23 protein-coding genes are annotated in these 25,736 nt (G+C 44.0%); 8 read left to right on the top strand and 15 right to left on the bottom strand.

Translation table 11 applies throughout. The features are described from left to right. Nucleotides 1-16 precede the first annotated feature (16 nt). The gene (gene serC / locus F894_RS10925) at nt 17-1,096 is read right to left on the bottom strand and encodes a 3-phosphoserine/phosphohydroxythreonine transaminase (RefSeq protein ID WP_005247638.1); all 1,080 of its coding nucleotides are present in this window, start codon (nt 1,094-1,096) and stop codon (nt 17-19) included. A 360-nt stretch (nt 1,097-1,456) separates the two neighbouring features. Between serC and F894_RS10930 the strand changes: the two genes are divergently transcribed. Genes F894_RS10930 through F894_RS10945 form a run of 4 tightly spaced genes read left to right on the top strand, consistent with a single transcriptional unit; the run spans nt 1,457 to nt 6,286 of the window. After that, nucleotides 1,457-2,917 carry a TolC family protein gene (locus tag F894_RS10930; RefSeq protein WP_005247639.1) on the top strand — a complete coding sequence of 487 codons (1,461 nt, stop codon included), beginning with the start codon at nt 1,457-1,459 and terminating at the stop codon, nt 2,915-2,917. 11 nt (nt 2,918-2,928) lie between these two features. After that, the gene (locus F894_RS10935) at nt 2,929-4,059 is read left to right on the top strand and encodes an HlyD family secretion protein (protein ID WP_005247641.1); all 1,131 of its coding nucleotides are present in this window, start codon (nt 2,929-2,931) and stop codon (nt 4,057-4,059) included. Then, nucleotides 4,059-5,189: an ABC transporter permease gene (locus F894_RS10940; protein ID WP_005247644.1), complete on the top strand. Its 1,131-nt coding sequence runs from the start codon at nt 4,059-4,061 to the stop codon at nt 5,187-5,189. The genes F894_RS10935 and F894_RS10940 overlap by 1 nt, the downstream gene beginning before the upstream one ends. After that, nucleotides 5,186-6,286: an ABC transporter permease gene (locus tag F894_RS10945; RefSeq protein ID WP_005247646.1), complete on the top strand. Its 1,101-nt coding sequence runs from the start codon at nt 5,186-5,188 to the stop codon at nt 6,284-6,286. The genes F894_RS10940 and F894_RS10945 overlap by 4 nt, the downstream gene beginning before the upstream one ends. Nucleotides 6,287-6,313: 27 nt before the next feature. Here the strand turns inward: F894_RS10945 and F894_RS10950 are convergent, their stop codons facing one another. From F894_RS10950 to F894_RS10975, 6 genes are all read right to left on the bottom strand, one after another. Further along, nucleotides 6,314-6,739 carry a hypothetical protein gene (locus F894_RS10950; protein WP_004280487.1) on the bottom strand — a complete coding sequence of 142 codons (426 nt, stop codon included), beginning with the start codon at nt 6,737-6,739 and terminating at the stop codon, nt 6,314-6,316. Between the two features lie 68 nt (nt 6,740-6,807). Beyond that, a complete protein-coding gene (gene gyrA / locus F894_RS10955; RefSeq protein ID WP_005247648.1) occupies nt 6,808-9,789 on the bottom strand; it encodes a DNA gyrase subunit A in 2,982 nt (993 codons plus the stop codon). 320 nt (nt 9,790-10,109) lie between these two features. Next, nucleotides 10,110-10,769 carry a hypothetical protein gene (locus tag F894_RS10960; RefSeq protein WP_005247650.1) on the bottom strand — a complete coding sequence of 220 codons (660 nt, stop codon included), beginning with the start codon at nt 10,767-10,769 and terminating at the stop codon, nt 10,110-10,112. A gap of 176 nt (nt 10,770-10,945) precedes the next feature. Beyond that, the gene (locus F894_RS10965) at nt 10,946-11,878 is read right to left on the bottom strand and encodes an FAD-binding protein (RefSeq protein ID WP_005247651.1); all 933 of its coding nucleotides are present in this window, start codon (nt 11,876-11,878) and stop codon (nt 10,946-10,948) included. An 18-nt stretch (nt 11,879-11,896) separates the two neighbouring features. Further along, a complete protein-coding gene (locus F894_RS10970) occupies nt 11,897-12,649 on the bottom strand; it encodes an electron transfer flavoprotein subunit beta/FixA family protein (RefSeq protein ID WP_004731799.1) in 753 nt (250 codons plus the stop codon). 523 nt (nt 12,650-13,172) lie between these two features. Continuing rightward, nucleotides 13,173-13,778, bottom strand: coding sequence for a LysE family translocator (locus tag F894_RS10975; RefSeq protein ID WP_005247653.1), 606 nt, complete (start codon nt 13,776-13,778; stop codon nt 13,173-13,175). A 112-nt stretch (nt 13,779-13,890) separates the two neighbouring features. Here F894_RS10975 and F894_RS10980 point away from each other — a divergent pair, with 112 nt between their 5' ends. Beyond that, nucleotides 13,891-14,385 carry an Lrp/AsnC family transcriptional regulator gene (locus F894_RS10980; protein ID WP_004645712.1) on the top strand — a complete coding sequence of 165 codons (495 nt, stop codon included), beginning with the start codon at nt 13,891-13,893 and terminating at the stop codon, nt 14,383-14,385. Between the two features lie 210 nt (nt 14,386-14,595). Here the strand turns inward: F894_RS10980 and F894_RS10985 are convergent, their stop codons facing one another. From F894_RS10985 to F894_RS11015, 7 genes are all read right to left on the bottom strand, one after another. Beyond that, nucleotides 14,596-14,979 (bottom strand): hypothetical protein, encoded by a 384-nt coding sequence (locus F894_RS10985; protein WP_004645713.1) that lies wholly within the window; start codon nt 14,977-14,979, stop codon nt 14,596-14,598. A 231-nt stretch (nt 14,980-15,210) separates the two neighbouring features. After that, nucleotides 15,211-16,146, bottom strand: coding sequence for a site-specific tyrosine recombinase/integron integrase (xerA, locus tag F894_RS10990; protein ID WP_005247656.1), 936 nt, complete (start codon nt 16,144-16,146; stop codon nt 15,211-15,213). Continuing rightward, a complete protein-coding gene (locus tag F894_RS10995; RefSeq protein WP_005247658.1) occupies nt 16,147-16,752 on the bottom strand; it encodes an alpha/beta fold hydrolase in 606 nt (201 codons plus the stop codon). A gap of 86 nt (nt 16,753-16,838) precedes the next feature. Further along, nucleotides 16,839-17,684, bottom strand: a complete 846-nt coding sequence (dapF, locus tag F894_RS11000; protein ID WP_005247660.1) for a diaminopimelate epimerase — start codon at nt 17,682-17,684, stop codon at nt 16,839-16,841. 12 nt (nt 17,685-17,696) lie between these two features. Then, entirely contained in the window at nt 17,697-18,941 is a 1,245-nt protein-coding gene (lysA, locus tag F894_RS11005; RefSeq protein ID WP_005247662.1) for a diaminopimelate decarboxylase, read from the bottom strand. 24 nt (nt 18,942-18,965) lie between these two features. Next, on the bottom strand, nt 18,966-19,199 hold the full coding sequence (gene lptM / locus F894_RS11010) for an LPS translocon maturation chaperone LptM (RefSeq protein WP_005247664.1): 234 nt from the start codon (nt 19,197-19,199) through the stop codon (nt 18,966-18,968). Between the two features lie 132 nt (nt 19,200-19,331). Then, nucleotides 19,332-20,735, bottom strand: a complete 1,404-nt coding sequence (locus F894_RS11015) for an amino acid permease (protein ID WP_005247666.1) — start codon at nt 20,733-20,735, stop codon at nt 19,332-19,334. Nucleotides 20,736-21,054: 319 nt separating this feature from the next. Here F894_RS11015 and F894_RS11020 point away from each other — a divergent pair, with 319 nt between their 5' ends. Beyond that, a complete protein-coding gene (locus tag F894_RS11020; RefSeq protein WP_005247668.1) occupies nt 21,055-22,401 on the top strand; it encodes an alanine/glycine:cation symporter family protein in 1,347 nt (448 codons plus the stop codon). A 96-nt stretch (nt 22,402-22,497) separates the two neighbouring features. Here F894_RS11020 and F894_RS11025 read toward each other — a convergent pair whose 3' ends face one another. Continuing rightward, nucleotides 22,498-22,902 carry a hypothetical protein gene (locus tag F894_RS11025; RefSeq protein ID WP_005106372.1) on the bottom strand — a complete coding sequence of 135 codons (405 nt, stop codon included), beginning with the start codon at nt 22,900-22,902 and terminating at the stop codon, nt 22,498-22,500. 174 nt (nt 22,903-23,076) lie between these two features. On the opposite strand from F894_RS11025, the gene radA reads away from it, so the two are divergent. Together radA and F894_RS11035 are read left to right on the top strand one after the other, a co-directional pair. Then, nucleotides 23,077-24,468, top strand: a complete 1,392-nt coding sequence (gene radA, locus F894_RS11030) for a DNA repair protein RadA (RefSeq protein WP_005247671.1) — start codon at nt 23,077-23,079, stop codon at nt 24,466-24,468. 118 nt (nt 24,469-24,586) lie between these two features. Continuing rightward, nucleotides 24,587-25,591: a Tim44 domain-containing protein gene (locus tag F894_RS11035; protein ID WP_005247672.1), complete on the top strand. Its 1,005-nt coding sequence runs from the start codon at nt 24,587-24,589 to the stop codon at nt 25,589-25,591. The last annotated feature ends 145 nt before the right edge of the window (nt 25,592-25,736 follow it).

Raw genomic sequence — 25,736 nt, forward strand, 5'->3', positions numbered from 1 at the left:
TTTTTCGTTTCAGGAATTAACCATTGCGTTTGGCAAAGTCATCCATAAAGTTCACCAATGCCTGCACGCCTTCTAAAGGCACAGCATTATAAATACTTGCGCGCATACCACCCACTGAACGGTGACCGGCAAGATTCAATAAATGCTGCGCTTCGGCTTCTTTCAGGAACTGTTTCTCAAGATCAGCATTGGCCAAGGTAAATGGTACATTCATGATTGAACGGTTTGCTTTTGCGATTGGATTCGCATAGAAATCGCTTTGATCAATATAACCATAAAGCAAGTTAGCTTTTTCAAGGTTCACCTTGTGCATGGCCTCTACGCCACCATTTTCCAGTAACCACTCGAATACCAGACCAGATAAGTACCATGCATAAGTTGATGGTGTGTTGACCATTGAGCCATTTTTCGCTTGATCTGCATATTTCAAGATGCTTGGAATTTCAGGTTTAGCTTGATCAAGTAGATCATCACGAATGATCACCAGCGTTAAGCCAGCAGGCCCGATATTCTTTTGCGCGCCCGCATAGATCAAACCAAATTTAGAGACGTCTAAGGGTGCAGATAAAATGCTAGATGAATAATCGCACACTAATGGCTTATCTGTTTCAGGAATTGAAGCAAATTGCAGACCGCCAATGGTTTCATTATCGGCATAATGCACATAAGCTGCATCAGCAGACAGGTTCCATTCGCTTTGTGCACTGATCGCATATTTACCATCAATTTGGATACCCGCTTTTACAACATTGATATCGCCATAACGTTGCGCTTCTTTCAAGGCTTTTTCAGACCAGATACCGGTATCGATATAGTCTGCTTTGTTGTTTTTGCCAAGCAGGTTCAATGGAATTGCCGAGAACTGTAATGATGCCCCACCCTGCAAGAACAATACTTTGTAGTTCTCAGGAATATTCATGAGTTTACGTAAGTCTGCTTCCGCTTTTTCAGCCATGGCAACATAGTCGGCACTACGGTGGCTCATTTCCATGATCGAAAGACCTTTGCCGTGCCAGTCAAGCATTTCAGCTTGAGCTTTTTCAAGTACGGCAGTCGGTAATGCAGCAGGACCAGCACAGAAGTTGTACGCGCGCATGATTTTTCCTTTCAGAGTGAAACACAATAAAATGATGGCATTTAACCATATCTGGCAGGGTCTTGCACAAAATTATTTCAATCTATGAGTCAAGATAGAGTCAAAAAATCAATGTAGATTCACAAGATAAATTGACCAGTATTTTAGCCTGCTGTTTTTATCATCTTTGAACTAACAATTGAAAATATTCAAGATTAAGCCATTTTTTGATTCTAGATATTCCATTAAAAACAGCCGATAAGTATTTGAAATACAGATGTAAAAGAAACAATACTATAACTTTACACTAGTTCTATCTACGAACTTTTAATCTATACTAGCCGGATAACATCACCGGCTTTAAATCAGTTTAGCGACTTTATGAACTTAAAGAAAAATAAAAGACAGCTTGTCTGGGGTTTAAATCTGCTTGCATCAATGATGTATGGCAGCTTTGCTCATGCGCAGAGCATCAGCTTTCAGGACGCTGAACGTCAGTTGTTGCAAAATTCTTATAGCAGCCAAGCCTATCAAAGTCTGGAACAGGCCTCAAAACTTGAAGCTGAAGCGGTGAAAGGTATAGGTCTGCCACGAATCGATCTGAATGTTCGTGCGTATGCCTTTCATAATGAACTCGATCTACCTTTGGGCGCATTAAAAAATAATTTAGAGCAATCCTTAACGGATGGTGTCAATAATAGAATTGATGAACTGAACTTAGGTGATCTGGCTGACCCGTTAAAAAATAGTTTAAGACAACCTATTCAAAATGGGGTGGACTTAATTCCTGATAGTTCGCATGTCGTGCTGGATGACCAGGTGATTCGTCCTACGATTTCAGTCATGATGCCGCTTTATACCGGTGGACTGACAAGCAGCGCCAAAGAAATCGCCAATATTCAGGTCGGTCGTAGTCAGCTCAGCAACAAACAGCAGCAAGACACGCAGCGTTTTGAACTGATTCAAAGTTATTTTAATGTACAGCTTCAAAAGCAACTACATGCAGCAGCACTATTTAACCTGAATGCCATGCAACAGCATTATCGCAATGCCTTAAAGATGGAACAGCAAGGTTTTATCAGTAAAGGCCAGCGCATGCAATTTGAAGTGGCACGTAATAATGCCGAACGCAGCCAGCAAAACACGCAAGCCAATTTGAATGCTGCCCTTTTCCATCTGAATAATCTGCTTCAAGAAAGTAGCATCACTGAGCTTTCAACGCCTTTATTTGTCAATAAAACCGAGCCACAGGCCTTAAATCATCTGCTGAAAACCTTTAGTCAGAACTCTGCGCTGATTCAAAAAATGCAGCTGGATACCCAATTGGCTCAAGCCAATGTCAAAGCCCAGCAAGCGGCAAAAAAACCGAATGTTTTTGCTTTTGGTGAATATAGTCTGGATCAAAATGAAAACTGGATTGTCGGGGTGGCTGCCCGTTATAACTTATTTTCCGGAATTGATAAAAATAAAAATATTCAGGCTGCCGAACTCAAACGCTCTGCTACAGAACTGCTTACTGCACGCACCCAGCAGGAAATTGAAAATCTGATTTATAAATCTTATAGCGAAGCACTCAGTGCACAGCAAAGTGATGCGCTTCTGGCACAAAACTTGAAAGCCGCACAGGAAAATTTACGCATCCAAGAATTGTCCTTTAAAGAAGATATGGGCACCGCCATACAGGTCATCGATGCACAAAATATGCTGAGCGGACTACGAGCCGAAACTGCCTTGAATGCTTACAAATATGTGATGTCACTGGCCACACTATTACAAAGCCATGGCTCGATTGCAGAATTTCCGAACTACATCCAACATACCAACACTCACTATATTCGCTAATGGAGCCGAACATGAACGAAGATCAAAAGCCCAATGATCCTGTGAATGAAGCGGCTTCATCCAGCGATACAGAAAAATCGCCTGCGCAACAGGTAGAAACAAAAACTGAAATAGAAAACAACGCGACGACTTCGACCGAGCAACAACAAGCTCCTGAAATCGCTAAAAAGAAAAAATATTTATTGCTCGCCCTGATTCCAGTTCTGCTGGCAGTCATCGCATTTGGATTATGGAAAAGCTACCAACCGGCTCCGCTGGAATTGCAGGGTCGTGTAGAAGCTGAAACGGTTCAGGTGGCGACCAAAGTGCCAAGCCGTATTGAAGAAATCTATGTAGAAGAAGGTCAGCGGGTCAAAAAAGGCGATGTGCTGGTGCGCTTAAACAGCCCGGAAATTCAGGCCAAAAAACAGCAAGCCGTAGCGGCTTTACAATCTGCGCTAGCCTTACAATCGACTGCTGAACGTGGCTCGCAGGAAGAAAATATCGCCAGTCTGTATGCCAACTGGCAATCGCTGAAAGCACAGCAAAATTTAGCCAAAGTTTCTTATGAGCGTGGTGCAAATTTATTGAAGGAAGGTGTGATTTCACGCCAGCGCCGTGATGAATTGTATGCAGCCAGTCAATCAGCGGCGCAAATGACAGAGGCGGCGTATCAGCAATATGCACGTGCCAAACGTGGCAGCACTTCGCAGCAAAAGAGTTCTGCCGATGCACAGGTAGATATTGCCCAGGCTGCGCTGGATGAAGCCAATGCTTTAGAAGCAGAAACTCAATTAGTTGCACCTGTAAACGGAACGGTGTCTAAAACCTATGGCAAAGTCTCGGAGCTGGTAGCCACCGCAGTCCCTGTAGTCAGTCTGATTGAAGATCAAATGTGGGTGAGCCTGAATATTCGTGAAGATCAATATGCCCCATTTCAGAAAATGAGCAGTATTGAAGGTTATATTCCCGCCCTAGATAAAACCGCCACTTTTAAAATCAAGCAGATCAGTGCTGAAGGTGAATTTGCCACCATTAAGACCACACGCCAAACCGGCGGTTATGATGTACGAAGTTTTAAGCTGCATCTTGTGCCCGCACCAGCAATTCCTGAACTCAGAGTCGGGATGAGCGTGTTATTTAAACTGAAAGAGACCCGATAATGTGGACGGGTATATGGCGCGAACTGCGCTATCTGCTCCGAGAAAAATGGGATCTGTGTCTGGTCACGCTGGCACCCGTGCTGGTGATTATTTTATTCAGCAGCATGTTTGCTCAAGGGAAACCGGATCATTTACCGATTGCGATTATTGATCAAGACCAGAGTGCGCTGAGTCAAAGCATTTATCAGCATGTGGCGCTGAATCATACTCTTAAAATTGCTATGGTGTCGGAACAAACAGCTGAGATTGAGCGCCTGCTAAATCAAAATAAAATTTGGGGTTATATCCATATTCCAAGCGGCGCCGAGCAACGTCTGGTTCGTGCCCAGGATGCTGATATCAGTATTGCCTTTAACCAGAGTTATTTCAGTATCGGAAATACCATTTCATCTGCCATGCTGGTTAGTACCCTGCAAGCACTCGCTGAATTTAGCGGACAGCAATATCTGGGCAACCGGCTGCCCTCTCTCGAAGCACCGTCACCGCATATCAAAATATCGCCGCTGTATAATCCGCAGCTGAATTATGAATTCTATCTGGAACCCTATGTCATTCCGGCAATTCTGCATTTACTGCTATGTTGTTGTGTGGCATTTTCCGTCGGTCAGGAACTGAAGCGACAGACCTTAATAAGCTGGATTAGCAACTCATCCATCTGGATGGCATTACTGTCTAAGAACCTGGTCTATGTGGCTATTTTTAGTGTGTGGACTTGGGCCTGGATGTTCTGGCTGATTGAAATTCGCGGCTGGTTTGTTGCCGGCTCGCTCGCTCTGATTCTATCGGCACAATTTCTGCTATATAGCGCCTATGCATTTTTAAGCAGTGCAGTGGTTCTGGCGACCAAAGATTTAAGTAAATCTTTTGGCATCATTGCGGTCTATGGCGGTTCATCTTTAAGTTTTGCCGGTGTGACTTTACCTTTAAATAATGCGCCCCTATTCACCCAGTTTTGGGCCAATATTATTCCGTTTACGCCCTATGCCAAATTACAAACTGAACAATGGGTGATTGGCAGTCCAATGTATATTTCACTGCCAGCTGGATTAATGCTGCTGGTCTATGCTTTGGTTTATGCTCTGCTGGCTTATCTGTTTCTTAAAAAAATCGCCAAAGGAGCAATACCATGAAATCCCTTTGGTTTTACTATCTACAAAGCTTCAAAGATATTGTCAGTCACGGCACGATCTTTACCACGCTGATTCTATCCGTCTTGTTTTACAGCTTTTTTTATCCAACCGCTTATCAGGCACAGCAGGCTGAAGCCTTACCGATTATTATTGTCGATGAAGAACAAAGTAGCTTAAGCACCCGTATTATTGGTCAGGTGGCACAAAGCCCCAATGTCGAAATTCAGGCGATTACCGGAAATTTTGCCGAAGCCAAACAATGGGTGGAGTCACAAAAAGCCGATGGCATTTTACTGCTGCCGGACAATTTATCGCAAAGCTTAAGGCATGGTGAAACAGGTGGCATTGGACTGTATTTAAGTACAGCCAACTTTTTAGTGACCAAACAAATTGGTCTGGGCTTAGCCACATCGGTTGAGCAAACTTTAGCAGACTATACTGAACGCTTTGGTGAGGTCTCGGATTTTTCACCGGCCCTTTCTGTGCATCAAATTCCTTTATTTAATCCACTGTCCGGCTATGGCAGTTATGTCTTTCCTGCGGTTGCACCCTTAATTATCCACCAAACTATTCTTTTGGGTTTGAGTATGCTGATTTTGGTATATCGGGAAAGAAAAATAGAATTAAACGCAAATGCACTCATGGGAATGGGTTTAGCAGTCTTTACTATTGGCTGTCTGGGATGTTTCTATTTATTCGGTTTCAGCTTCTGGCTGTTTGATTATCCGCGCGGTGGCAACCTGTTCGGGATGCTACTGGCTGTTCCGGTTTTTATCTACACGATAATTGGCATGACCTGCCTATTTGCCAGTTTTCTGGATCTGCCAGAACGTGCGGGTCATGTGATTGTATTCACTTCCATTCCACTGTTCTTTTTATCTGGTGCGGCCTGGCCACATGCTGCCATGCCTATCTGGATGCAAGTCGTTGGCGAAATCCTGCCTTCCACCCAAATTGTGCAGATGTTTATTCAACTCAATCAGATGGGTGTACCTACCGCACTGGTCTTACCTAAACTGCTCTATCTTGGAATGATCGGCAGCATGTGCTTTTTCTTGGCTTATCGACGTTTAATTTCTGGTCATCAAAGCAGATAGAACATTATAGCAATGCGCCTATTCCACTTATTTACTTGATTCGCCAAAGACCTGAATATTGAAATTACGAATCTTGTTGCTACCATTCGGCTTATCAAAACTCACATCATACTGAACCAGATTCTCCGGATAGGCAATTTCATAACTGACCTTATATTGTCCAGGCTGATTGGTTGCTTCTTCAATCTCTTTGGTCATTAAAGTCTTAGACTTGTATTCACCTTGAGGAATTGAACGTGAAAAGCGTTTCATCAGCTTTTCATTATCCTTAAACTGGGTTTGCAACTGCGGTTCTAACTGATCCAGAAATTCCTCATATTTCCCGTCACGCAAATCCTCATAAGCCAGCTGTGCCGCCTTTTCCTGTTCAGGACTCGGATTCGGAATATTGTCCATTGAATTACAGCCAGTCAATGCAACCGCTGCTGCCAACAACATTAATTTGGTTTTCATCGCTTACCCTTATGCAGTCAAGGTTTATAAAAAAGGACGCCGAAGCGCCCTTTTTATCAGTAAAAAACTTATTCTTCTACTGAATTTTCACCATCTTTTGCAACTTGCTCAGTTTCAGCTGCTACATCTGTTTCTGCTACTAAAGATTCTGCACCTTCAATCGCTTCAACAAACTCATCTTCTTCAACCGCTTCGATTGAAACGACACCAACCAGCAATTCCTCATTACCTAGGCGGATCAGACGAACACCCTGTGCGTTACGACCGGTTTGCGCCACTTCAGATGCACGGGTACGAACCAGCGTACCGCCATCAGAGATTAGCATCAGTTCTTTAGAAGCATCGATGGCAACAGCGCCCACCAATTGACCGTTACGTTCAGAGGTCTTGATCGCAATCACGCCCTTACCGCCACGTTTCTTGGTCGGGAAATCATCTACTGGAGTACGTTTACCATAACCATTTTCAGATGCACACAGTACTTCGCCAGTTTCAGGTACAACAACCAGTGATACGATTCGGCTAATCAATGCTGAATCTAAGCCATCTTCGTCATCAGACTCGATCTCAGTTTCATCATTTTCTTCTAGCTGTGCAGCTGCACCAATAGTCACGCGCATACCACGTACACCTTTGGCAGAACGGCCCATTGAACGTACATCAGTCTCTGCGAAGCGAATGGCTTTACCTTCGTTCGAGAATAACATGATTTGCTGTTCGCCGTCGGTAATCGCTACACCAATGAGAGTATCGTCGCCATTCAGCTCAATCGCACGTAAACCGTTTGAACGAACATTCGAGAACTGTTCAAGCTCTACACGTTTAATCGTACCGTATTCAGTCGCCATAAACACATAGAAGTTTTTACGTACCGCTTCAGCCTGCTGAGCAAAGTCATTGATGATGTCATCATCAAGATCTGTTGCAGAAAGCTCCAAGCCCAACTGTTTCAATTGAATACGCAATGCATCAGAAATATCATCCGCACCATCTTCAGATTCAGTCAGGGCGGCTTCAAGCTCGGCAAAATGAGCATTGATCACTTCATTGCTTTGCAACTGCGCTGCATTGGCTTTTACAAATGCCTTGAAGTCAGCCAGACGTTCTTTGAATTTCTTCGGCGCGTCAATCACCGGCAAGATCGCGGTAATGGTCTCGTTTTCATCCAGTGGCAGCAAGTTCACCATTGGGCGACCTTTGGCACCACGTGATGCTTGCGGCACTTCATAGACTTTCAGACGGTAGACCTTACCAACGTTGGTAAAGCAAAGTACCGTCGCATGACTTGACGTCACAATCAGATGTTGAATGTAATCATCTTCTTTCATGCTGGTCGCAGACTTACCACGGCCACCACGACGCTGTGCAGCGTAGTCAGACAATGGTTGAGTTTTCGCATAACCTGATTTCGATACCGTCAGAACCATTTGCTCTTCAGGAATCAGATCTTCACGAGAGAAATCGATACGTGACTCGACAATCGATGTTTTACGTGCATCGCCATACTGCTGAAGAATCAAGGCCAATTCTTCACGAATCACGTTCATCAACAGATTAAAGTCATTCAAAATTGCAGCCAGTTCAGCGATTTGTGACAGGATTTCACTATATTCAGCATGTAACTTGTCTTGTTCCAGACCGGTTAAACGGTGCAAGCGAAGTTCCATAATCGCATTCACCTGGGTCGGTGACAGACGATAAATCTCGCCATCCAAACCAAAGGGGCGACTTGGGTCTTCACCTTCAATCTCATCCGGACGCACAGAAACCGAACCGGCTTTTTCTAGCAATGCCAAAACACCGCCACCAGCCCATTCACCTGCCTGCAAACGCTCACGCGCTTCAGCCGGATTCGCAGAACTCTTGATGGTTTCGATGATGGCATCAATATTCGCCAGAGCAACGGTTAAACCTTCCAAGATATGACCGCGTTCACGCGCTTTGCGTAATTCGAACATGGTACGACGCGTGACCACTTCCTGACGGTGACGGATAAACGCTGCAATGATGTCTTTCAGATTCATCAATTTTGGTTGGCCATTGTCCAGGCAAACCATATTGATGCTGAAAGAGTTTTCAAGTTGTGTGTTCTGGAACAGGTTGTTCACGATCACTTCGGCGTTTTCACCGCGCTTCAGGTCAATCGCGATACGCATACCGTCTTTGTCAGACTCGTCACGAAGCTCTGAAATGCCTTCGAGTTTTTTCTCTTTGACCAGTTCAGCAATACGCTCAATGGTTTTTGCTTTATTGACCTGATATGGAATTTCAGTGAAGACAATCGTGGTACGGCCATTCTTCGGATCTTCTTCGAAATGGTACTTACCACGGATATGCAAACGACCCTTACCGGTACGGTAAGCATCGACAATGCCTGATTTACCGTAAATAATACCGCCTGTCGGGAAATCCGGACCAGAAATATGTTCCATCAATCCTTCGATGCTGATCTGAGGATCATTAGCATAGGCCAGACACGCATTCACAACTTCAGTCATATTATGCGGCGCCATATTGGTCGCCATACCGACTGCGATACCAGTGACACCATTAATCAACAAGTTCGGTACACGGGTTGGCATGACTTGAGGAATACGCTCAGAGCCATCGTAGTTGTCTTCCCACTCGACGGTATCTTTTTCAAGATCCGCTAACAGTTCGTGGGTCAGTTTACGCATACGCACTTCAGTATAACGCATGGCTGCTGCGCTATCACCATCGACCGAACCGAAGTTACCTTGACCATCAACCAATTGGTAACGCAAGCTGAAATCTTGCGCCATTCGTACAATCGTTTCATATACGGCAGAATCACCATGCGGGTGATATTTACCGATCACGTCACCGACTACACGTGCAGACTTTTTATAAGCTTTGTTATAGTCATTGCCTAATTCGTGCATTGCGAAAAGCACACGACGATGAACAGGTTTTAAACCATCTCGTACATCGGGCAATGCACGTGACACAATCACGCTCATCGCATAATCGAGATATGAGCTTTTAAGTTCATCCTCAATGGCAATCGGTCTAATTTCCGATACGCTCATGCATACTCCTTATTCTACAAGCCAATTTTGGCTTGTATTTATATGTCGTAAAACTAGCAAAATCATTAACTCAAACGACTGAGTTAAAAACTAAAATACAGCCCTAAATTATAGCATAAACACTTGTATTTTTGTGTCGAAATATTCAGCTTAACCTTGTTAATTATCTTCATTTTAGTGATCATTTTCTTGTTATTTGAAAACCGAAAATTAGCGCATTCAGACAGGATTTTTCAATACCTCAAATTTTGAGAAATACAGTACTACAAAAACAAAATGCGCCAATCAACTGGCGCATCTTCATCGTTTTTTCTATATTTTTATTGTGCCTGGTTCAGTACTTTACGATAGCTCAGCACGGCCACAATCAATAAAACTGGCAATAACATTTCTACCCCTTCCTCAATGGTCATAATCATGATTTGAGTATGTGGCACCAACTGGATGCCGAATTCTTCTTTCAGGGTTGAGGTCGTGCGATCGAGCACCTTGCTCAGTCCGCCACAGGCAATGGTGAGGAAGATAAAAAAATGTGCAATATTCAAAGAATCTTTCATGCTTCGTATGGTTTGAACCAATTTTTTCGCCAGTACCAGAAAGACAAAAATAATCCCGAGCAATAAAATAAATCCGAGCAGCTTATCCATGAGCGGAATTTCAGCACTGCGATAGAAATTAGTTTTAATAAAACTCATTTCAAACACCTGCTTATGAAAATCCATTTCCCGCAATCCCAACAATGTCGCTGCTATAGCCGTAAACACTCGGGTATTAGGTTTGATTTCAACATTAAGCAAACACAGCACTGCCAGCAAGTACCACAACCATGGACTCATGACTTCAAAAGCGCCTGATTCACTAAATAAATACTGAGTTACCGAAGCTGGTGCATTCAGGGCAGTATGAATACAAATACCCAGATAAAGCGCAATCAGCAAAAAACTAATAAACAGGATATGGGCGGCTTTGGAAAAGGACATGATTAAAAACAGGAGAAAAAGCAAACCGGGATTTTATCACTTTTCATGCAAATGAAATACTCTAGTTTCGACTGCCGAGTATTTTTAAAATTTTTGCATAAAAAAACGCCCCTGAGCAAAGCAGCAAGTATTCACTTACTGCCTGCGCAAGAGCGTTTTTGAACCCGATTCAGGAATTAGATTTTAGAAACCAATTCTGGAATTACAGTGTTCAAATCACCAACTAACCAGTAGTCAGCAACTGCATTGATTGGCGCTTCTTCGTCTTTGTTGATCGCAACGATCACTTTAGATTCTTTCATACCCGCCAAATGCTGAATCGCACCAGAGATACCTACCGCGATGTACAGGTCAGGTGCAACGATTTTACCAGTTTGACCCACTTGCATATCGTTTGGTACGAAGCCAGCATCTACCGCAGCACGTGATGCACCTTGAGCAGCACCAAGCTTGTCAGCCAATGGATCAAGGATCTTGTGATAGTTCTCACCAGAACCTACACCACGACCACCAGAAACCACAATACGCGCAGCTGTCAGTTCAGGACGTTCAGACTTTACGATTTCTTCGTTGATAAACTTAGAAATACCCGCATCACCCGTAGACGCAGCAGCTTCAACAGCAGCAGAACCGCCTTCAGCAGCTACAGCATCAAATGCTGTACCACGAACAGTCGCCAATACGATGTTTTCGCCTGATTCTACAGTCGCAATTGCGTTACCTGCATAGATCGGACGTTTGAAAGTCTTAGGACTATCTACCGCGATGATGTCAGTGATCATGCTTACGTCAAGAAGCGCAGCTGCACGTGGCAAAATGTTTTTACCAGTTGTTGTAGAAGCAGCAAGGATATGTGTATAGCCTTTACCTAATTCAGCAACAAGTTTTGCCACGTTTTCAGCCAATTGGTTTGCATAAGCAGCGTCATCAGCAAGTAATACTTTGCTTACGCCCGCAACTTTAGCCGCCTGGTCAGCAACTGCCTGAGCGCCAGAACCAGCAACCAATACAGTGATATCACCACCGATTTTTTGCGCTGCAGCAACAACGTTTAAAGTAGCAGCGTTTAATGCTTTGTTGTCGTGCTCAGCGATAACTAAAATACTCATGATTTTTATCCTTCTGTATTAGATCACTTTCGCTTCGTTTTTCAATTTTTCTACAAGTTCGTCTACAGACTTCACTTGTACGCCAGCTTTACGCTCTGCAGGTGATTCAACTTTCACTGTTTTCAGTTTAGTTGCAGGGTTTACACCGAAATCTGCAGGTGACTTGGTATCCAGCGGTTTTTTACGCGCTTTCATGATGTTTGGAAGTGCCGCATAACGTGGCTCGTTCAAACGCAAGTCAGTGGTAATGATTGCTGGAAGTGTCAGCTCAACAGTTTGTAAACCACCGTCTACTTCACGTGTTACTTGTACTTTATCGCCATCTACTTTCACTTCAGAAGCGAAGGTACCTTGGCCTGCACCCATTAGAGCGCCAAGCATCTGACCAACCTGATTCGAGTCATCATCAATTGCTTGCTTACCCAGAAGGATCAATTGTGGTTGTTCAGCGTCAACAACGCCTTTAAGAATTTTAGCGATTTCCAGCGCACCCAGTTGGCTGTCATCAGCTTCAACCAGAATACCGCGGTCAGCACCAAGCGCCATTGCAGAACGGATCTGTTCTTGGGCTTCTTTAGGACCAATAGAAACAACAATGATTTCTGAAACAGTTCCTTTTTCTTTTAAACGAACCGCTTCTTCCACTGCGATTTCACAGAATGGATTAATTGACATTTTAACGTTAGTTAAGTCAACACCACTGTTGTCCGGTTTAACACGAACTTTAACGTTGGCATCAACCACACGTTTTACAGCAACAAGAGCCTTCATGTAATCCTCGGCTGTTTTAGCAAATGTAAATGTTGAGAAAAGTTAGTGTAACTCTTCACTTAAATTTTTTTAGGTGCCCTATCTTGCAATGTGTACGGCATTTCGGTCAAGTCACAATTCAACAAAGAGGTGTAAAAATGCGTAATTTTCCCTGAACGATGCGTTCACAATTAATTGTTATCGTTTTATTACAATGAAATGTATCAATATTTACTTAAAATTTAATTATTGATTTATATTATTTTTTTATCTGATTAATCACATCAGAAGTTTTGATTGATCACATTTAATTTAAATTGATTTAAAGCAGCTTGAAGCAAAACAGCCGGAATATACGTATGTCAGCTTTTGTCATTTTGGACAGAACTATTTTTGAGAGCGAATTAAACCTAATATAAAGACAAATTGACCAAATAATAAACCAGCGCATTGAATTCTACGCCGACAAAGTGAATATTTAATTTCAAATCTTCGCAATTATAAAAAAAGCATACTGCGAACAGTATGCTTCTTTGCAACCAGATTAATTGATGATGAGCCAGCTTGCAGCAAGTGCCAGTAAACCACCAGAAGTTCCATCTACCCATTTTTGTTTACGTTCATCCATTTGGGTTTTCTGGCTGATCTTGCTAAATAAAATGCTTAAGCCACAATACACCACAAAAATCAGACTGATAAAAATAAAGGACAGAATCAAACCTTGGCTAACAGTATCGGCCGATTTATCAATAAACTGCGGCAAAATCGCAAAATAAATCAACATCCCTTTCGGATTTAACAGCGCAGTAAAAAAACCTTTTTTAATCGGATTGGCTGAGGTCTTTTTCTCAATGTTCAGCGCATTTTTACTGAATACCGATTTGAGCAAACCAAAGGCCAGATACAGCAGATAAGCAATCCCGAGCCAACGAATCGTTTCAAACAACACCGGAAAAGAGACAATAATAGCCGCAATCCCTACTGCCACAAGGATCGAATGCACCAGATAACCGCAACACACCCCTAAGGTTGCCATCATGCCTGCTTTTGCATCTTTACCCATCACTTGAGACAGGATAAATAACATATCGGGTCCAGGCGTAAAAATCAGGGGAAGCACGGTCAGTGCAAAGAGTACAAATACAGACATTTCCTTTTCCTTTCAAACTCCAGAAAGTGAAATAAGTATCTGCGATTTTTTACAAAATTGGCTTTCAATTTATTTTATAATACGTATTATTTTTCGAATACTATTCTAATTTATGAAAATATCCACCAAGTCTGTGCGGGTAAAGCTTGATCGAATTGATAAAAATATCATTCGACATTTACAGGCCAATGGCCGTATTCAGAATAATGATCTGGCACGTGAAATCGGACTTTCACCTTCATCCTGTTTACGCCGGGTGAAATTGCTGGAAGATGCAGGCGTGATTCAGAATTACACGACTATTGTCGATCAACAAAAAATTGGTTTTCAGCTGATTTTATTTTCGCGCATCTGGCTGGTCGGTCAGGATGCCGAAACCATTGATACCTTTATTGAGGCGATGAAAGAATTGCCGCAAGTGATGGAGTGCTACATCATTTTGGGAGAGAGCGATGCCATGTTGAAAGTCGTGGTGCCTGATCTGGAAAGTTACCGGAAATTCCAGTCGACCCATCTGACCAAAAAAAATGGTATTACCAGTGTCAAAACAGATTTACCGAGTCAGATTATTAAACAGAGTTTCCAGCTACCTTTAGAAGATTTATAGGCAAACTGATTTTAGATAACGAAGCTATGTTCTTAATTTAAGATTTGAATGATCGTAGCTTGCTGAAACCATAACCTGTGCTGCAAGCGCATAGATTGCAAGTTCTCGTATAAAAAAGGTTGCCTATAATAGAAGACAACCTTTTCCTCTTGAGCAAAGCCAAACCACAGGACTGAGTCTTATTTTTATGCTGTGTGGATGCTTCAGAATTTACTCAGTTTCTTGTGCTAAAAAATCACGATGTACATGGCTTAAATCTACCAGCTCATAGTCTGCCAATTCAAAAATTTGCCAAATTGCAATCGCATCTTCTTTTAAATCGACTGCCTGGGTCGCACGATTCGACAATTGCCATTGCAAATCAGAAATCCATAAATAGTATTGCCTAGTCGCCGCATTAAAGGCCTGAACTTTTCCATCGGCATTAATCCCTTGAATGATGGCGCCTTCAGGTAAGGTCGCTTCAAGATTGGGTAAGCTAATGTCCACAAAATGCTTGATTTGTCGCAAACCATAACCTGCAAACATTTCTTTTTGAGCTTCACTTAACTGTGCATATTTTTGCTCTATATCTGCAATTACCAGTGTGTCCATGTCACCTCCCATCGGTCAAATGCTGAGACTCTACTCAGCAATATTTCATTTTAAATATTAAATACTAGTTATTGTTATACCTGAAATGGCGCATTTAACGAATAAGACAATAGTGAAATGCTTACCCGAACGCCAATGTTCAGTTCAATTCCATTTTAAGGTTTATATATGAAAGTTTTGTGCCAAAAATACAATTTTCATGATTTTTATTCTTTAAAACTGGGCACATGATCAATCTTCTTTATGCTGCGCACGCGGATGGGCCTGATCATAAATCTGGGCCAGATGGTCAAAATCAACATGGGTATAAATTTGCGTGGTGGTTAAATTACTGTGTCCCAGCATTTCCTGCACGGCTCGTAAGTCCCGGCTATTCGATAACATGTGACTCGCAAAACAATGTCTTAACAAATGCGGATGTAAATCTACATTCACGCCTGCGCGCTGCGCCTGAAACTTGACCCGATTTTCAATTTGTCGTGCACCGAGCGGATTGCCTTTCTGGGTAATAAATACATTCGCCTCCGGTACAAAATCGCCATTCCATAAGGGATAGACTTGCAACCAAGCCATCACGCTGTCTTTGGCCTTGGAACCGAAAGGCACTATCCGGGTTTTATTGCCTTTACCAGTAATGCGTAATAACTGCCGGTTGAAATCAATATCTTTAATTCTCAGGCTTTGCAGTTCTGCCAGACGCAGCCCACTGGAATAAAGCAATTCTAACATCGCTTTGTCCCGGAGCCACATTTGCTGTTGTATTTCATTTTCAGGCGCAGGCTGATCAATAATTTGGTTGACGGTTTCAATATCCACCATGCCCGGCAAAGGACGCGATTGACGTTTTAACTGAAAATCATCCGCCGGATTAAAAGCCATATGCTGAGCCTGCTCGGCCCATTTCATAAACTGGCGAATAGCCGAAAGCATACGTTGCAGGCTGCTAGGACTGAGCTGATGCTGTTCCACTTTTTCAGCCAGAAACTGGCGTAAATCGGTGGCTTCTACATCGTTTAAATTGAGCTGCTCACGCTGGCAAAACTCTAAAAAATCCGAGACATCACGCTCATAAGCTTGCAAGGTATGTTTGGACTGATTCTGGATTTCACGTTCTTTCAGCCACATACTGAGCAAGAGTTGAGGTGGCACAATCACTGCTTGCTCCATTTATAATTGCTCCAGATAATCTTGAATCAGCATTGCAACCTGATCTGCATGAGAATTGGCAAAGAAATGATCTCCACCTTGGATAATATGCAGTTTTGCATTTTTAAAAATTCCTGCCAAGTATTGTCCAAGCTGAACAGTGCTTAAAGGATCATGATCTCCCCAGATCAGCAAGATCGGAACGTCCAGACTTGCGAGCTGAACGCGGCTAGATTCAGTTTGGTCTTGTTCAAACCAGTCCGGTGCTGTTCTAAACAGTTCACGGTAATCTGTTCGCCAGTCTGCACAATGAAATGTTTTTAAATTCAGCCCACCAGATGTCGCCAATAATACCAGTCCTTTGACTTTCTGCGGATGATTGAGTGCTAATCCAACGGCCAATACACCACCCATAGACTGGGCAATCAGAATGGAATCATCCTCAATTTTTTCTTTCACGAATTCTTGCAAGTCATACAGGTTTTGAATGGCTAAATTTGGCACTACGCCATCAAAGCCTGGATATGCAATGGCTTGCTGATCTGTATATTCGGTTAATGCTGCTCTTAATGGCTGCCAAAAGTGCTGCCTTCCTGAAGCACCCGGCAGGAACACAAGCTTATTCATCTCATTCAAATTCTACGGTTTTTCCCATCCTAGCATAAAAAAAAGCACCATCGAAGACAGTGCTTTTTTCTCAAGCGGAACCAAGCTTAACCCTGGAAATAACGTAAATCCAGACGTCCTTCATATACGGTCGCCGTTGGTCCGGTCATCCAGACCACATCACCTTCTTTCCACTCAATTTGTAACTTTCCGCCTGCCAGTTCAACTTCGACTTTACTCGAAAGCAGACCACGGCGCATACCTGAAATTGCGGCGGCACAGGCGCCTGTACCACAAGCCAAGGTCTCGCCTACACCACGCTCATATACACGTAAACGTGCATGTTTTTCATCAATAATCTGCATAAAGCCAGCATTGACCCGTGCCGGGAAGCGCGCATGCGATTCAACTTGTGGACCAATACGTGCGACATCGGCAGCAATCACATCCGGTACAATCGTCACCGCATGTGGATTACCCATATTCACAACATCAATCGTCAGCTTTTCACCGCCAGCGAGATCAATGTCATACAGGCTTTCTGGTGCATCGGCCAGGAATGGAATTTCCTGAGGCAGGAATTTTGGATAGCCCATATTGACCCGTACCCAACCATTCGCACCCAATTCCGGCTTTACAATACCAGATTTGGTTTGTACCTTGATTTTGGTTTTGGTGGTGAGCTGACGATCATGTACAAATTTGGCAAAACAGCGCACGCCATTGCCACATTGTTCCACTTCTGAACCATCGGCATTAAAAATCCGATATTTAAAGTCTGCACTTGGGACATCGGGTGGCTCAACCACCAAGAGTTGATCAAAACCAATGCCGAAGTTACGATTGGCCAAACGCTGAATGGTCAAAGTGTCTAAATAAGCACGCTGGCTGATCAGATCAACCACCATAAAGTCATTGCCCAGACCATGCATCTTGGTAAATTCTAATAACATCCTGATTTATCCTTAAGGCAATAAACGCTCACGTTCCCAAAGTGATTCAATCGTCTCACGTTCACGAATCAAATGTGCCTGATCAGCATCAACCATTACCTCAGCAGCACGTCCACGGCTGTTGTAATTTGAACTCATCACGAAACCATACGCACCTGCACCGAGTACTGCCAGCACATCATTTTCCTTGATCGCAAGCTCACGCTCTTTACCCAGGAAATCACCAGTTTCACAAATTGCGCCCACGACATCCCATTCTTTCGTTTCGACATCGGTACGAGGTGTAACAGATTGAATGTCCATCCATGCTTCATATAAAGCAGGACGAATCAGGTCATTCATCGCAGCATCAATAATCGCGAAATTACGGTGATTCGTTGGTTTTAATAGATCCACTTTAGTCAGCAGCACACCTGCATTGGCAGAGATACTACGTCCCGGTTCCATATACACTTTCAAGCCCAATTTTTCTAAAGCTGGACGTAGCGCATTGGCATATTCTTCAACCGACGGCGGGGTTTCATCTTTATACGTCACACCCAGACCACCGCCGATATCGATGTGTTTGAGGTGAATGCCCAGCTCTTTTAACTGGTCGATCATCACAATGACACGATCCAGTGCATCCACAAATGGCTGGGTTTCAGTCAGCTGTGAACCGATATGGCAGTCAATCCCAACCACATCCAGATTTGGCAATGACGCTGCATATTGATAAGTTTCAAACACGCTATCAGACGGAATACCGAATTTATTTTCTTTTAAGCCGGTTGAAATATAAGGATGGGTTTTGGCATCGACATCAGGATTCACACGTAATGAAATCGGCGCTTTGATATTTAATTCAGCCGCAACCTTCTGGATACGATCCAGCTCGGCATAAGATTCCACGTTGAAACAGGCAATGCCGACTTCCAACGCTTTTTTGATATCCGCTTCAGATTTACCCAAGCCCGAAAATACGATTTTCGATGCATCACCACCGGCTTTCAGCACACGCGCCAATTCACCACCGGTCACAATATCAAAACCGGCACCCTGTTTGGCCAATACATTCAATACCGCAAGATTAGAGTTGGACTTTACCGCAAAACAGATTTGATGGTCGATAAAATCAAAAGCACGGTCCATATCTAAAAAATGCTTTTCCAAAGTGGCTTTAGAATAAACATAGAGTGGTGTGCCGAATTGCTCCGCGAGCTGTTGTAATGAACATTGCTCAGCGTGCAATACCCCATTAATGCGGGTGAAACTCATGAAGGTATCCTTTCTGTGAAAGCGTTATGGTGTGGTTTTAACGTCTGAATCTGTAGGTGCAGCAAACTGTTGTTGCACGGGTGCCTCGCGTTTTTCATCGGACGCTTTAGGCTCAGTTTCAGTATTTTTGTATAACAGATACTTGGCACGCTTGTCGTAATTCGGATCATTCGGCAAGTGCAAAGCACCTGACTGTCCACAACCTGCAAGAACAAGACCTGTCGCTAAGATACTGATGTAGCAAATGACTTGGCGCATCTGACCACCTAATGTAATAGTTTCGATGAAGTATAACGCGATCATTCGGCATGACCCAAGCGTTAAACGCTAGAGAGTATCTTTAGACAAAAAAAAACGCCAGCAGATCGCTGACGTTTTTATTGATAAGGTTTATTTATGTTTCTGTTTATAGAAACCAAAATAGCCAATGATCAGCAGGATAAACCAGATCGGACTGATCATCAGTGCTTGACGAGTATCCTCTTCCAGCGCCAAAACCACGATCATGCTCAGGAAGAAAATAATCACGACCCAACAAGTCAATAAACCACCTGGCAGCTTAAAGGTCGATTTGGCATGCAGCTCTGGACGTGTTTTGTAATACACGATATAGCTCCAGATAATGATGATCCAGACACAAATAAACAGAATCGTGGATAAAGTCGTGGCCAAGGTAAAGGCCCGAACAGTATCCGGAACGAAATACTGCAGTGCTGCACCCAGCAACAAACACACGGCAGAAAAATACAGGGCATTTGCAGGGACAGCACGACGATTCAAGCGACCAAAGGCAACCGGTGCCTGCTCTTCACGCGACAGGCCAAACAGCATACGGCTGGTCGAGAATACGCCACTGTTCATCGATGACATCACTGAGGACAACACCACCAGGTTCATGATGATCGCAGCCGCTGCAATGCCAGCCTGACTGAACAGGTTTACAAAGGGCGAAACATTCGGGTCAATCTGGTTCCATGGAGTTACTGACATCACAATGAGCAGTGCCAATACATAGAAAATAATGATACGGATCGGAATAGAGTTCACCGCTTTTGGCAGGTTCTTTTCCGGATCTTTGGTTTCAGCCGCGGTAGTCCCCACCAGTTCCACCCCCACAAAGGCAAAGATGGCAATCTGGAAACCGGCCAGGAAGCCCATGGCACCCGTTGGGAACAAACCGCCATGCTCCCAGATATGACTAAAGGATGCGACCGTACCAACATCATTGGTAAAGCCAGTAAACACCATCCACAGACCAACAGCAATCAGCACCACAATGGCGATAATTTTGACCAGGGCAAACCAGAATTCCATTTCACCAAACAGTTTTACCGTGACCAGATTCAGCCCCATGATAAACACAATCGCGGCAACACTGATCATGACGCCTTCTTCAGGGCTAAAGGGCAAGCCATTATTGAAGAATTGCAGATAGTAAATAATGGCTGACAGATCTGCGATCCCGATGGTGATCCAGCACAGCCAGTAGGTCCAGCCGACAAAGTATCCGGCCCAAGGCCCGATCAGATCCGTGGCAAAATCAATAAATGATTTATATTGTAAATTGGAGAGCAACAACTCACCCAATGCACGCATCACCAGAAAGACCATAAAACCGATGATCATATAGATCACCAGAATCGAAGGACCTGCGAGACTGATGGTTTTACCCGAACCCATAAACAGGCCGGTTCCGATGGCGCCCCCAATGGCAATTAACTGTAGGTGCCGATTGGACAAACTCCGCTTTAATTCACCGTGCTCTGCCGACGAATTGTTATATTTTTCTGACATTATTAATTACAACTTTGAGTTTTACTCGCGACAAATTAACGTAAAAAATGCTGAATACAAAAATAAAATTTGCATCATTTGTATTTCCTGATTAATTGAAGAAGTTAATTTATTTTTCTTATATCGCTCTACGGTTACACTTCTGCTTTATTTTTGACCTGCGATATTCCAGTAATTTCTTGTCAAATTTTTAAAACTGTGTAAAAAATAGAACACTATTCAGTCAATTTATGCATTCAGGATGAATATATCTGGCATAGCAATTGCTTTTTAATCAATACCTCGAACTACACAGACATGGATCAATAAGAAGAATTTTATGCAAAATTTACAAAGTTTAATGGAAACTTTAAGCGGCTGGGTCTGGGGCCCTTATATGCTGGTACTAATTGTTGGTACCGGGATTTTCCTTACCTTCCGTTTATTGTTCTGGCAGTTCCGCATGTTGCCCCTAGCCTTCAAACAGGTCTTTGGCAAGCACCCTGACCATTCAGGGGACATTTCCCAATTTGCTTCATTGATGACCGCACTCTCTGCCACGATTGGTACCGGTAACATTGCCGGCGTAGCCACTGCCTGTGTCCTCGGGGGTCCGGGCGCCGTGTTCTGGATGTGGATGACCGCCCTGTTTGGTATGGCCACCAAATATGGCGAAGGTGTTCTGGCAGTCAAATACCGAGTCAAAAATGAAAAAGGTGAAATGTCGGGTGGTCCGATGTACTACATCGAGCGTGGTCTGAAATGGAAATGGCTGGCACTGATTTTTGCCTTGTTCGGGACACTGGCTTCTTTTGGAATCGGCAGTTCAGTACAGTCGAATACTGTAGCACTGGCGGTTGAAAACAGCCTGGGCATCGAAACCTGGATGACGGGGATCATTATCACTGCCTTTTCAGCACTGGTGATTTTGGGCGGGATTAAATCGATTTCCAAAGCTTCTTCTGTGATCGTGCCGATTATGGCGGTGGGTTATGTGGCTGGCGGTCTGATTATTATTTTTAATAATCTGGAACTGGTCGTGCCGGCACTAAAAATGATCTTCACCTATGCATTTACCGGTGAAGCTGCAGTGGGCGGTGCGATTGGTGCGGCGATTCGTTATGGTGTGGCACGTGGTGTATTCTCCAACGAAGCCGGCATGGGTTCTGCGCCGATTGCTGCCGCAGCGGCAAAAACCGATCATCCGGCCCGTCAAGGTTTGGTATCCATGACCGGTACCTTTATTGATACGATTATTGTCTGTTCAATTACCGGTATTGTCCTGGTGATGGGTTATATCATGGCCGGTAATTCATTCGGAGATCAAACCGGTGCGGTACTGACTATCGGCGTGTTCGACAAACTGCTGCCAGGTGTCGGTGGTTGGGTGGTCACTTTCGGTATTATTTTCTTCGCCTATTCCACCATTTTAGGCTGGAGCTACTACGGAGAAAAATGTGCCACCTATTTACTCGGTGAAAAATTCGTACTGCCTTACCGTATCATTTACATTGCTACAGTTTTCATTGGCTGTGTGGCCACACTGGATCTGGTCTGGCTATTTGCCGACACCTTCAACGGCCTGATGGCGGTTCCAAACCTGATTGGCTTATTACTTCTGTCTGGTGTTATTGCCAAAGAGTCGAAAGACTTCATTGCAAGACGTAAATCTGGTGAACTTTATTAATTGATAAGTTGTGTAAATATTCAATTCACATATAAAAAAGCCACGTAAATCGTGGCTTTTTTATACTTCAGTTTTCCCATTTTTCATTATGAAATTTTAGCAACGTAAACCACTACAAGCCAGCTTGTCCCACTCAGATTCAAGCTCCAGTGCTAGTCCCAAAGATAAAACAAAAAACTGAATGCCTTTAATTTTCATATTGCCCTGTTCATCTTCCAGATACCCACTCAATTTTTGATAGGTTTTATGATGCAAATCAAAAGGTACATCCAGATAAAGACCACCTAGGTAGATTTCACTATGGACGGTTTGATCCACACCTAAACACGGCATATAGACAATGCCCTGTTGCTCTAGCCAGCCGATCAAAATCTGGCGAACCGAGTTTGTGTCCCGATCTGGATGGACATAATGATCAAAATGCACAAACAGCACATCACGGTTTTTTTCGCGTGCGATCGCATCAATATGTTTCAACAATTGTGACAAGATCTGTTCCATTCCAGCATAACAAGATGGGCATTATAGACGGTGTTGACGCACAGCATTCAAATCAGCATAAATAAAAACGACAAGACTTGTCGTAAAAACCATGATTTTTCAGGTGAAAGACTTGGTTTTCGATGGCATTCACCGCTATGCTGTCACTCAATTTCAATCGCTTCATCTTCAAATATGGCTAAAGCAAAAAGTGTGTATCGTTGTGAACAATGTGGTGCCGATCATCCAAAATGGTCGGGGCAGTGTTCTGAATGCGGGGAATGGAACAGCCTGGTTGAGGTGACCATTGCACCGGCAGTAACGCATCGTGCACAGCCAAAAATTGGTGGTGGATACGCAGGCCAGGCGTCTAGCATTACCAACTTAAATCAGGTCTCAGTCTCTCATGAAACTCGTCTGCCGACGGGTATCAGCGAATTTGACCGGGTCTTGGGTGGCGGACTTGTCACTGGTTCGGTGGTCCTAATCGGCGGTGATCCCGGGATTGGTAAATCCACCATTTTGCTACAAACAGCCACGCACATGGCATCTGCCAAAAATCCGGCCCTGTATGTGACCGGTGAGGAATCTTTGTCTCAGGTGGCTTTACGTGCCCAGCGTCTGGATCTGCCAACCGACCAGCTCAAAGTCATGGCAGAAACCTGCGTCGAACGTATTTGTGAAGTACTGGTCCAGCAACGTCCTGCGGTGGCAATCCTGGACTCGATCCAAACCCTGTACACCGAAACCCTGCAATCTGCACCAGGTGGTGTCTCACAAATTCGTGAATCAGCGGCCTTGTTGACCCGTTTTGCCAAAAATAGTGGCACGTCTTTGTTTCTGGTCGGTCATGTAACCAAAGAAGGCGCACTGGCCGGCCCACGTGTACTGGAACATATGGTGGACTGTGTGCTGTATTTTGAAGGCCAGTCGGATTCACGTTACCGGATGATCCGAGCGGTCAAAAACCGTTTTGGTGCGGTCAATGAGCTCGGTGTGTTCGGCATGACCGATAAAGGTCTGCGCGAAGTTTCCAATCCTTCAGCCATCTTTTTAAGCCGTTATGATGAAGCGATTCCCGGTTCGATTGTAATGATCAGCCGCGAAGGTACGCGCCCGCTTCTGGTTGAAGTTCAGGCACTGGTCGATGATGCACATGGCCAACCAAGACGTGTAGCGCTCGGCCTGGATCAGAACCGTCTAAATATGCTCCTTGCAGTCATGCATCGGCATGGTGGTGTGCAAACCTCCGGCCAGGATGTTTATGTCAATATTGTCGGTGGTTTGAAAATCACCGAAACAGGTTCGGATCTGGCGGTACTTCTCGCCTGCGCTTCCAGCATTCGTGGCAAAGCCTTACCGCAACAGCTGGCGGTTTTTGGGGAAGTCGGACTGTCTGGAGAGATTCGCCCTGTGCCGAACGGTCAGGAACGGCTGAAAGAAGCGATTAAACATGGTTTTAAATACATTATTGTCCCTCGCGGCAATGCACCGCAAAAATCCATTGAGGGCGTGCAAATTATTGCAGTTGCGCGTTTACATGAAGCCTTGAGCGAGGCAATGGCGCTGAGTGATGAACTCAATTAACTGTAAACCGGCTCATTTCGTACAAAGAGCAAAAAAATACAGATTTTTGATTGAAATTCCACACAAAGCCTATATAAATAGACTGTACAAACAGGTTTTATTCTCATAGGAAAAATGAATGGAAGTTCGACAGCGCGGTTTGATCACAGGTATCTTGACAGCAGTTTTATTGGTTGCGCCTTTTGCTGCTGAAGCAAAACGTGCTGGTGGCGGTAAAAGTCACGGTATGCAACGTTCTGCACAGCCTACTCAATCTTATCAACAACCTCGTCAAGCTGCGCCTGCTCAACAAGCGCCAACAGCGGGTGCTGCAACCCAGCAAAAATCTGGCCCGGGTGTGGGTGGTATGGTTGCTGCGGGTGTAGCGGGTGCCGCAATTGGTGCAGTCGCTGCCAATGCTTTGGCGGATGATCAAAGTGTAGCAGCGTCTGAAGCTCAAGCTGCTCAAGCCGAAGAGGAAAAAGGTGGTATTCCGAGCTGGATCTGGATCCTTCTCGCTGCTGCTGTTGCCTTCTTCATTTTCCGTAAGATGGGCGCAAAAAAAAAAGTAGCGTCTAATCCATTTGCGCCAAATAGCGGTGCTGCCAATGCAGCGCCGTTTGGTCAGGCACCAACCACACCTCGCAGTGGTGACAGTACCAATATTTTTGGCCAGAACGTAGGCGGTCAAACGTCAAGCAACAATGCTCCGTTCGGTTCTGCTCCGGTAAATAACGCGCCTTTTGGTGCAGCTTATACCCAAAGTGGCAGCCAGTTACCGGATGGTACTGAACCTGCAGCATTCTTGCGTGTAGCGCGTCAGCGTTTTAACCATATTCAGTCCATGAATACAGCAAGCAACATTTCTGAAATTCAGCGTTATCTGACTCCTGAACTTTATCAGTCAATGTATAACGACATCATGAGCAATCAGGATCAGGATGTTGCCGAGTTTTCAAATCTGAATGCGATGGTCGTCGACTCATCGACTGACAATGGCCAGTATATTGTCAGCGTACGCTTTACAGGTACGGTAAGCGAAGACTTAAACAGCTTGCCGCAACCGTTCGCAGAAATCTGGCATTTCACCAAACCAGCAGGTTCAAATCAGGACTGGGTGGTTGCAGGTATTCAGCAAGACTAATCGTGAATAAATGAAGTTTAGACAGCGGCCTTCGAGCCGCTGTTTTTATTTTCAAGCCTTACATTTTGATCTTTTTTAATTCCCTTCCCCCTCTCTTTTTTAACCTAACTTCCAGTTTTACTTATTTTTCATATAAATAGTTCAA

It is taken from the genome of Acinetobacter sp. CIP 51.11 (assembly GCF_000369665.1).
GTDB lineage: Bacteria > Pseudomonadota > Gammaproteobacteria > Pseudomonadales > Moraxellaceae > Acinetobacter > Acinetobacter lwoffii_S.

Coding starts and splice junctions, on each gene's coding strand:
- F894_RS10930 (WP_005247639.1), top strand. CDS start 1,457: ATGAACTTAAAGAAAAATAAAAGACAGCTTGTCTGGGGTTTAAATCTG.
- F894_RS10980 (WP_004645712.1), top strand. CDS start 13,891: ATGAAAATATCCACCAAGTCTGTGCGGGTAAAGCTTGATCGAATTGAT.
- F894_RS11035 (WP_005247672.1), top strand. CDS start 24,587: ATGGAAGTTCGACAGCGCGGTTTGATCACAGGTATCTTGACAGCAGTT.
- F894_RS10965 (WP_005247651.1), bottom strand. CDS start 11,878: ATGAGTATTTTAGTTATCGCTGAGCACGACAACAAAGCATTAAACGCT.
- F894_RS11015 (WP_005247666.1), bottom strand. CDS start 20,735: ATGTCAGAAAAATATAACAATTCGTCGGCAGAGCACGGTGAATTAAAG.
- F894_RS10985 (WP_004645713.1), bottom strand. CDS start 14,979: ATGGACACACTGGTAATTGCAGATATAGAGCAAAAATATGCACAGTTA.
- lysA (WP_005247662.1), bottom strand. CDS start 18,941: ATGAGTTTCACCCGCATTAATGGGGTATTGCACGCTGAGCAATGTTCA.
- lptM (WP_005247664.1), bottom strand. CDS start 19,199: ATGCGCCAAGTCATTTGCTACATCAGTATCTTAGCGACAGGTCTTGTT.
- F894_RS10950 (WP_004280487.1), bottom strand. CDS start 6,739: ATGAAAACCAAATTAATGTTGTTGGCAGCAGCGGTTGCATTGACTGGC.
- F894_RS10975 (WP_005247653.1), bottom strand. CDS start 13,778: ATGTCTGTATTTGTACTCTTTGCACTGACCGTGCTTCCCCTGATTTTT.
- serC (WP_005247638.1), bottom strand. CDS start 1,096: ATGCGCGCGTACAACTTCTGTGCTGGTCCTGCTGCATTACCGACTGCC.
- F894_RS10935 (WP_005247641.1), top strand. CDS start 2,929: ATGAACGAAGATCAAAAGCCCAATGATCCTGTGAATGAAGCGGCTTCA.
- gyrA (WP_005247648.1), bottom strand. CDS start 9,789: ATGAGCGTATCGGAAATTAGACCGATTGCCATTGAGGATGAACTTAAA.
- F894_RS10995 (WP_005247658.1), bottom strand. CDS start 16,752: ATGAATAAGCTTGTGTTCCTGCCGGGTGCTTCAGGAAGGCAGCACTTT.
- F894_RS10960 (WP_005247650.1), bottom strand. CDS start 10,769: ATGTCCTTTTCCAAAGCCGCCCATATCCTGTTTATTAGTTTTTTGCTG.
- F894_RS11025 (WP_005106372.1), bottom strand. CDS start 22,902: ATGGAACAGATCTTGTCACAATTGTTGAAACATATTGATGCGATCGCA.
- dapF (WP_005247660.1), bottom strand. CDS start 17,684: ATGTTATTAGAATTTACCAAGATGCATGGTCTGGGCAATGACTTTATG.
- xerA (WP_005247656.1), bottom strand. CDS start 16,146: ATGGAGCAAGCAGTGATTGTGCCACCTCAACTCTTGCTCAGTATGTGG.
- F894_RS10940 (WP_005247644.1), top strand. CDS start 4,059: ATGTGGACGGGTATATGGCGCGAACTGCGCTATCTGCTCCGAGAAAAA.
- radA (WP_005247671.1), top strand. CDS start 23,077: ATGGCTAAAGCAAAAAGTGTGTATCGTTGTGAACAATGTGGTGCCGAT.
- F894_RS10945 (WP_005247646.1), top strand. CDS start 5,186: ATGAAATCCCTTTGGTTTTACTATCTACAAAGCTTCAAAGATATTGTC.
- F894_RS11020 (WP_005247668.1), top strand. CDS start 21,055: ATGCAAAATTTACAAAGTTTAATGGAAACTTTAAGCGGCTGGGTCTGG.
- F894_RS10970 (WP_004731799.1), bottom strand. CDS start 12,649: ATGAAGGCTCTTGTTGCTGTAAAACGTGTGGTTGATGCCAACGTTAAA.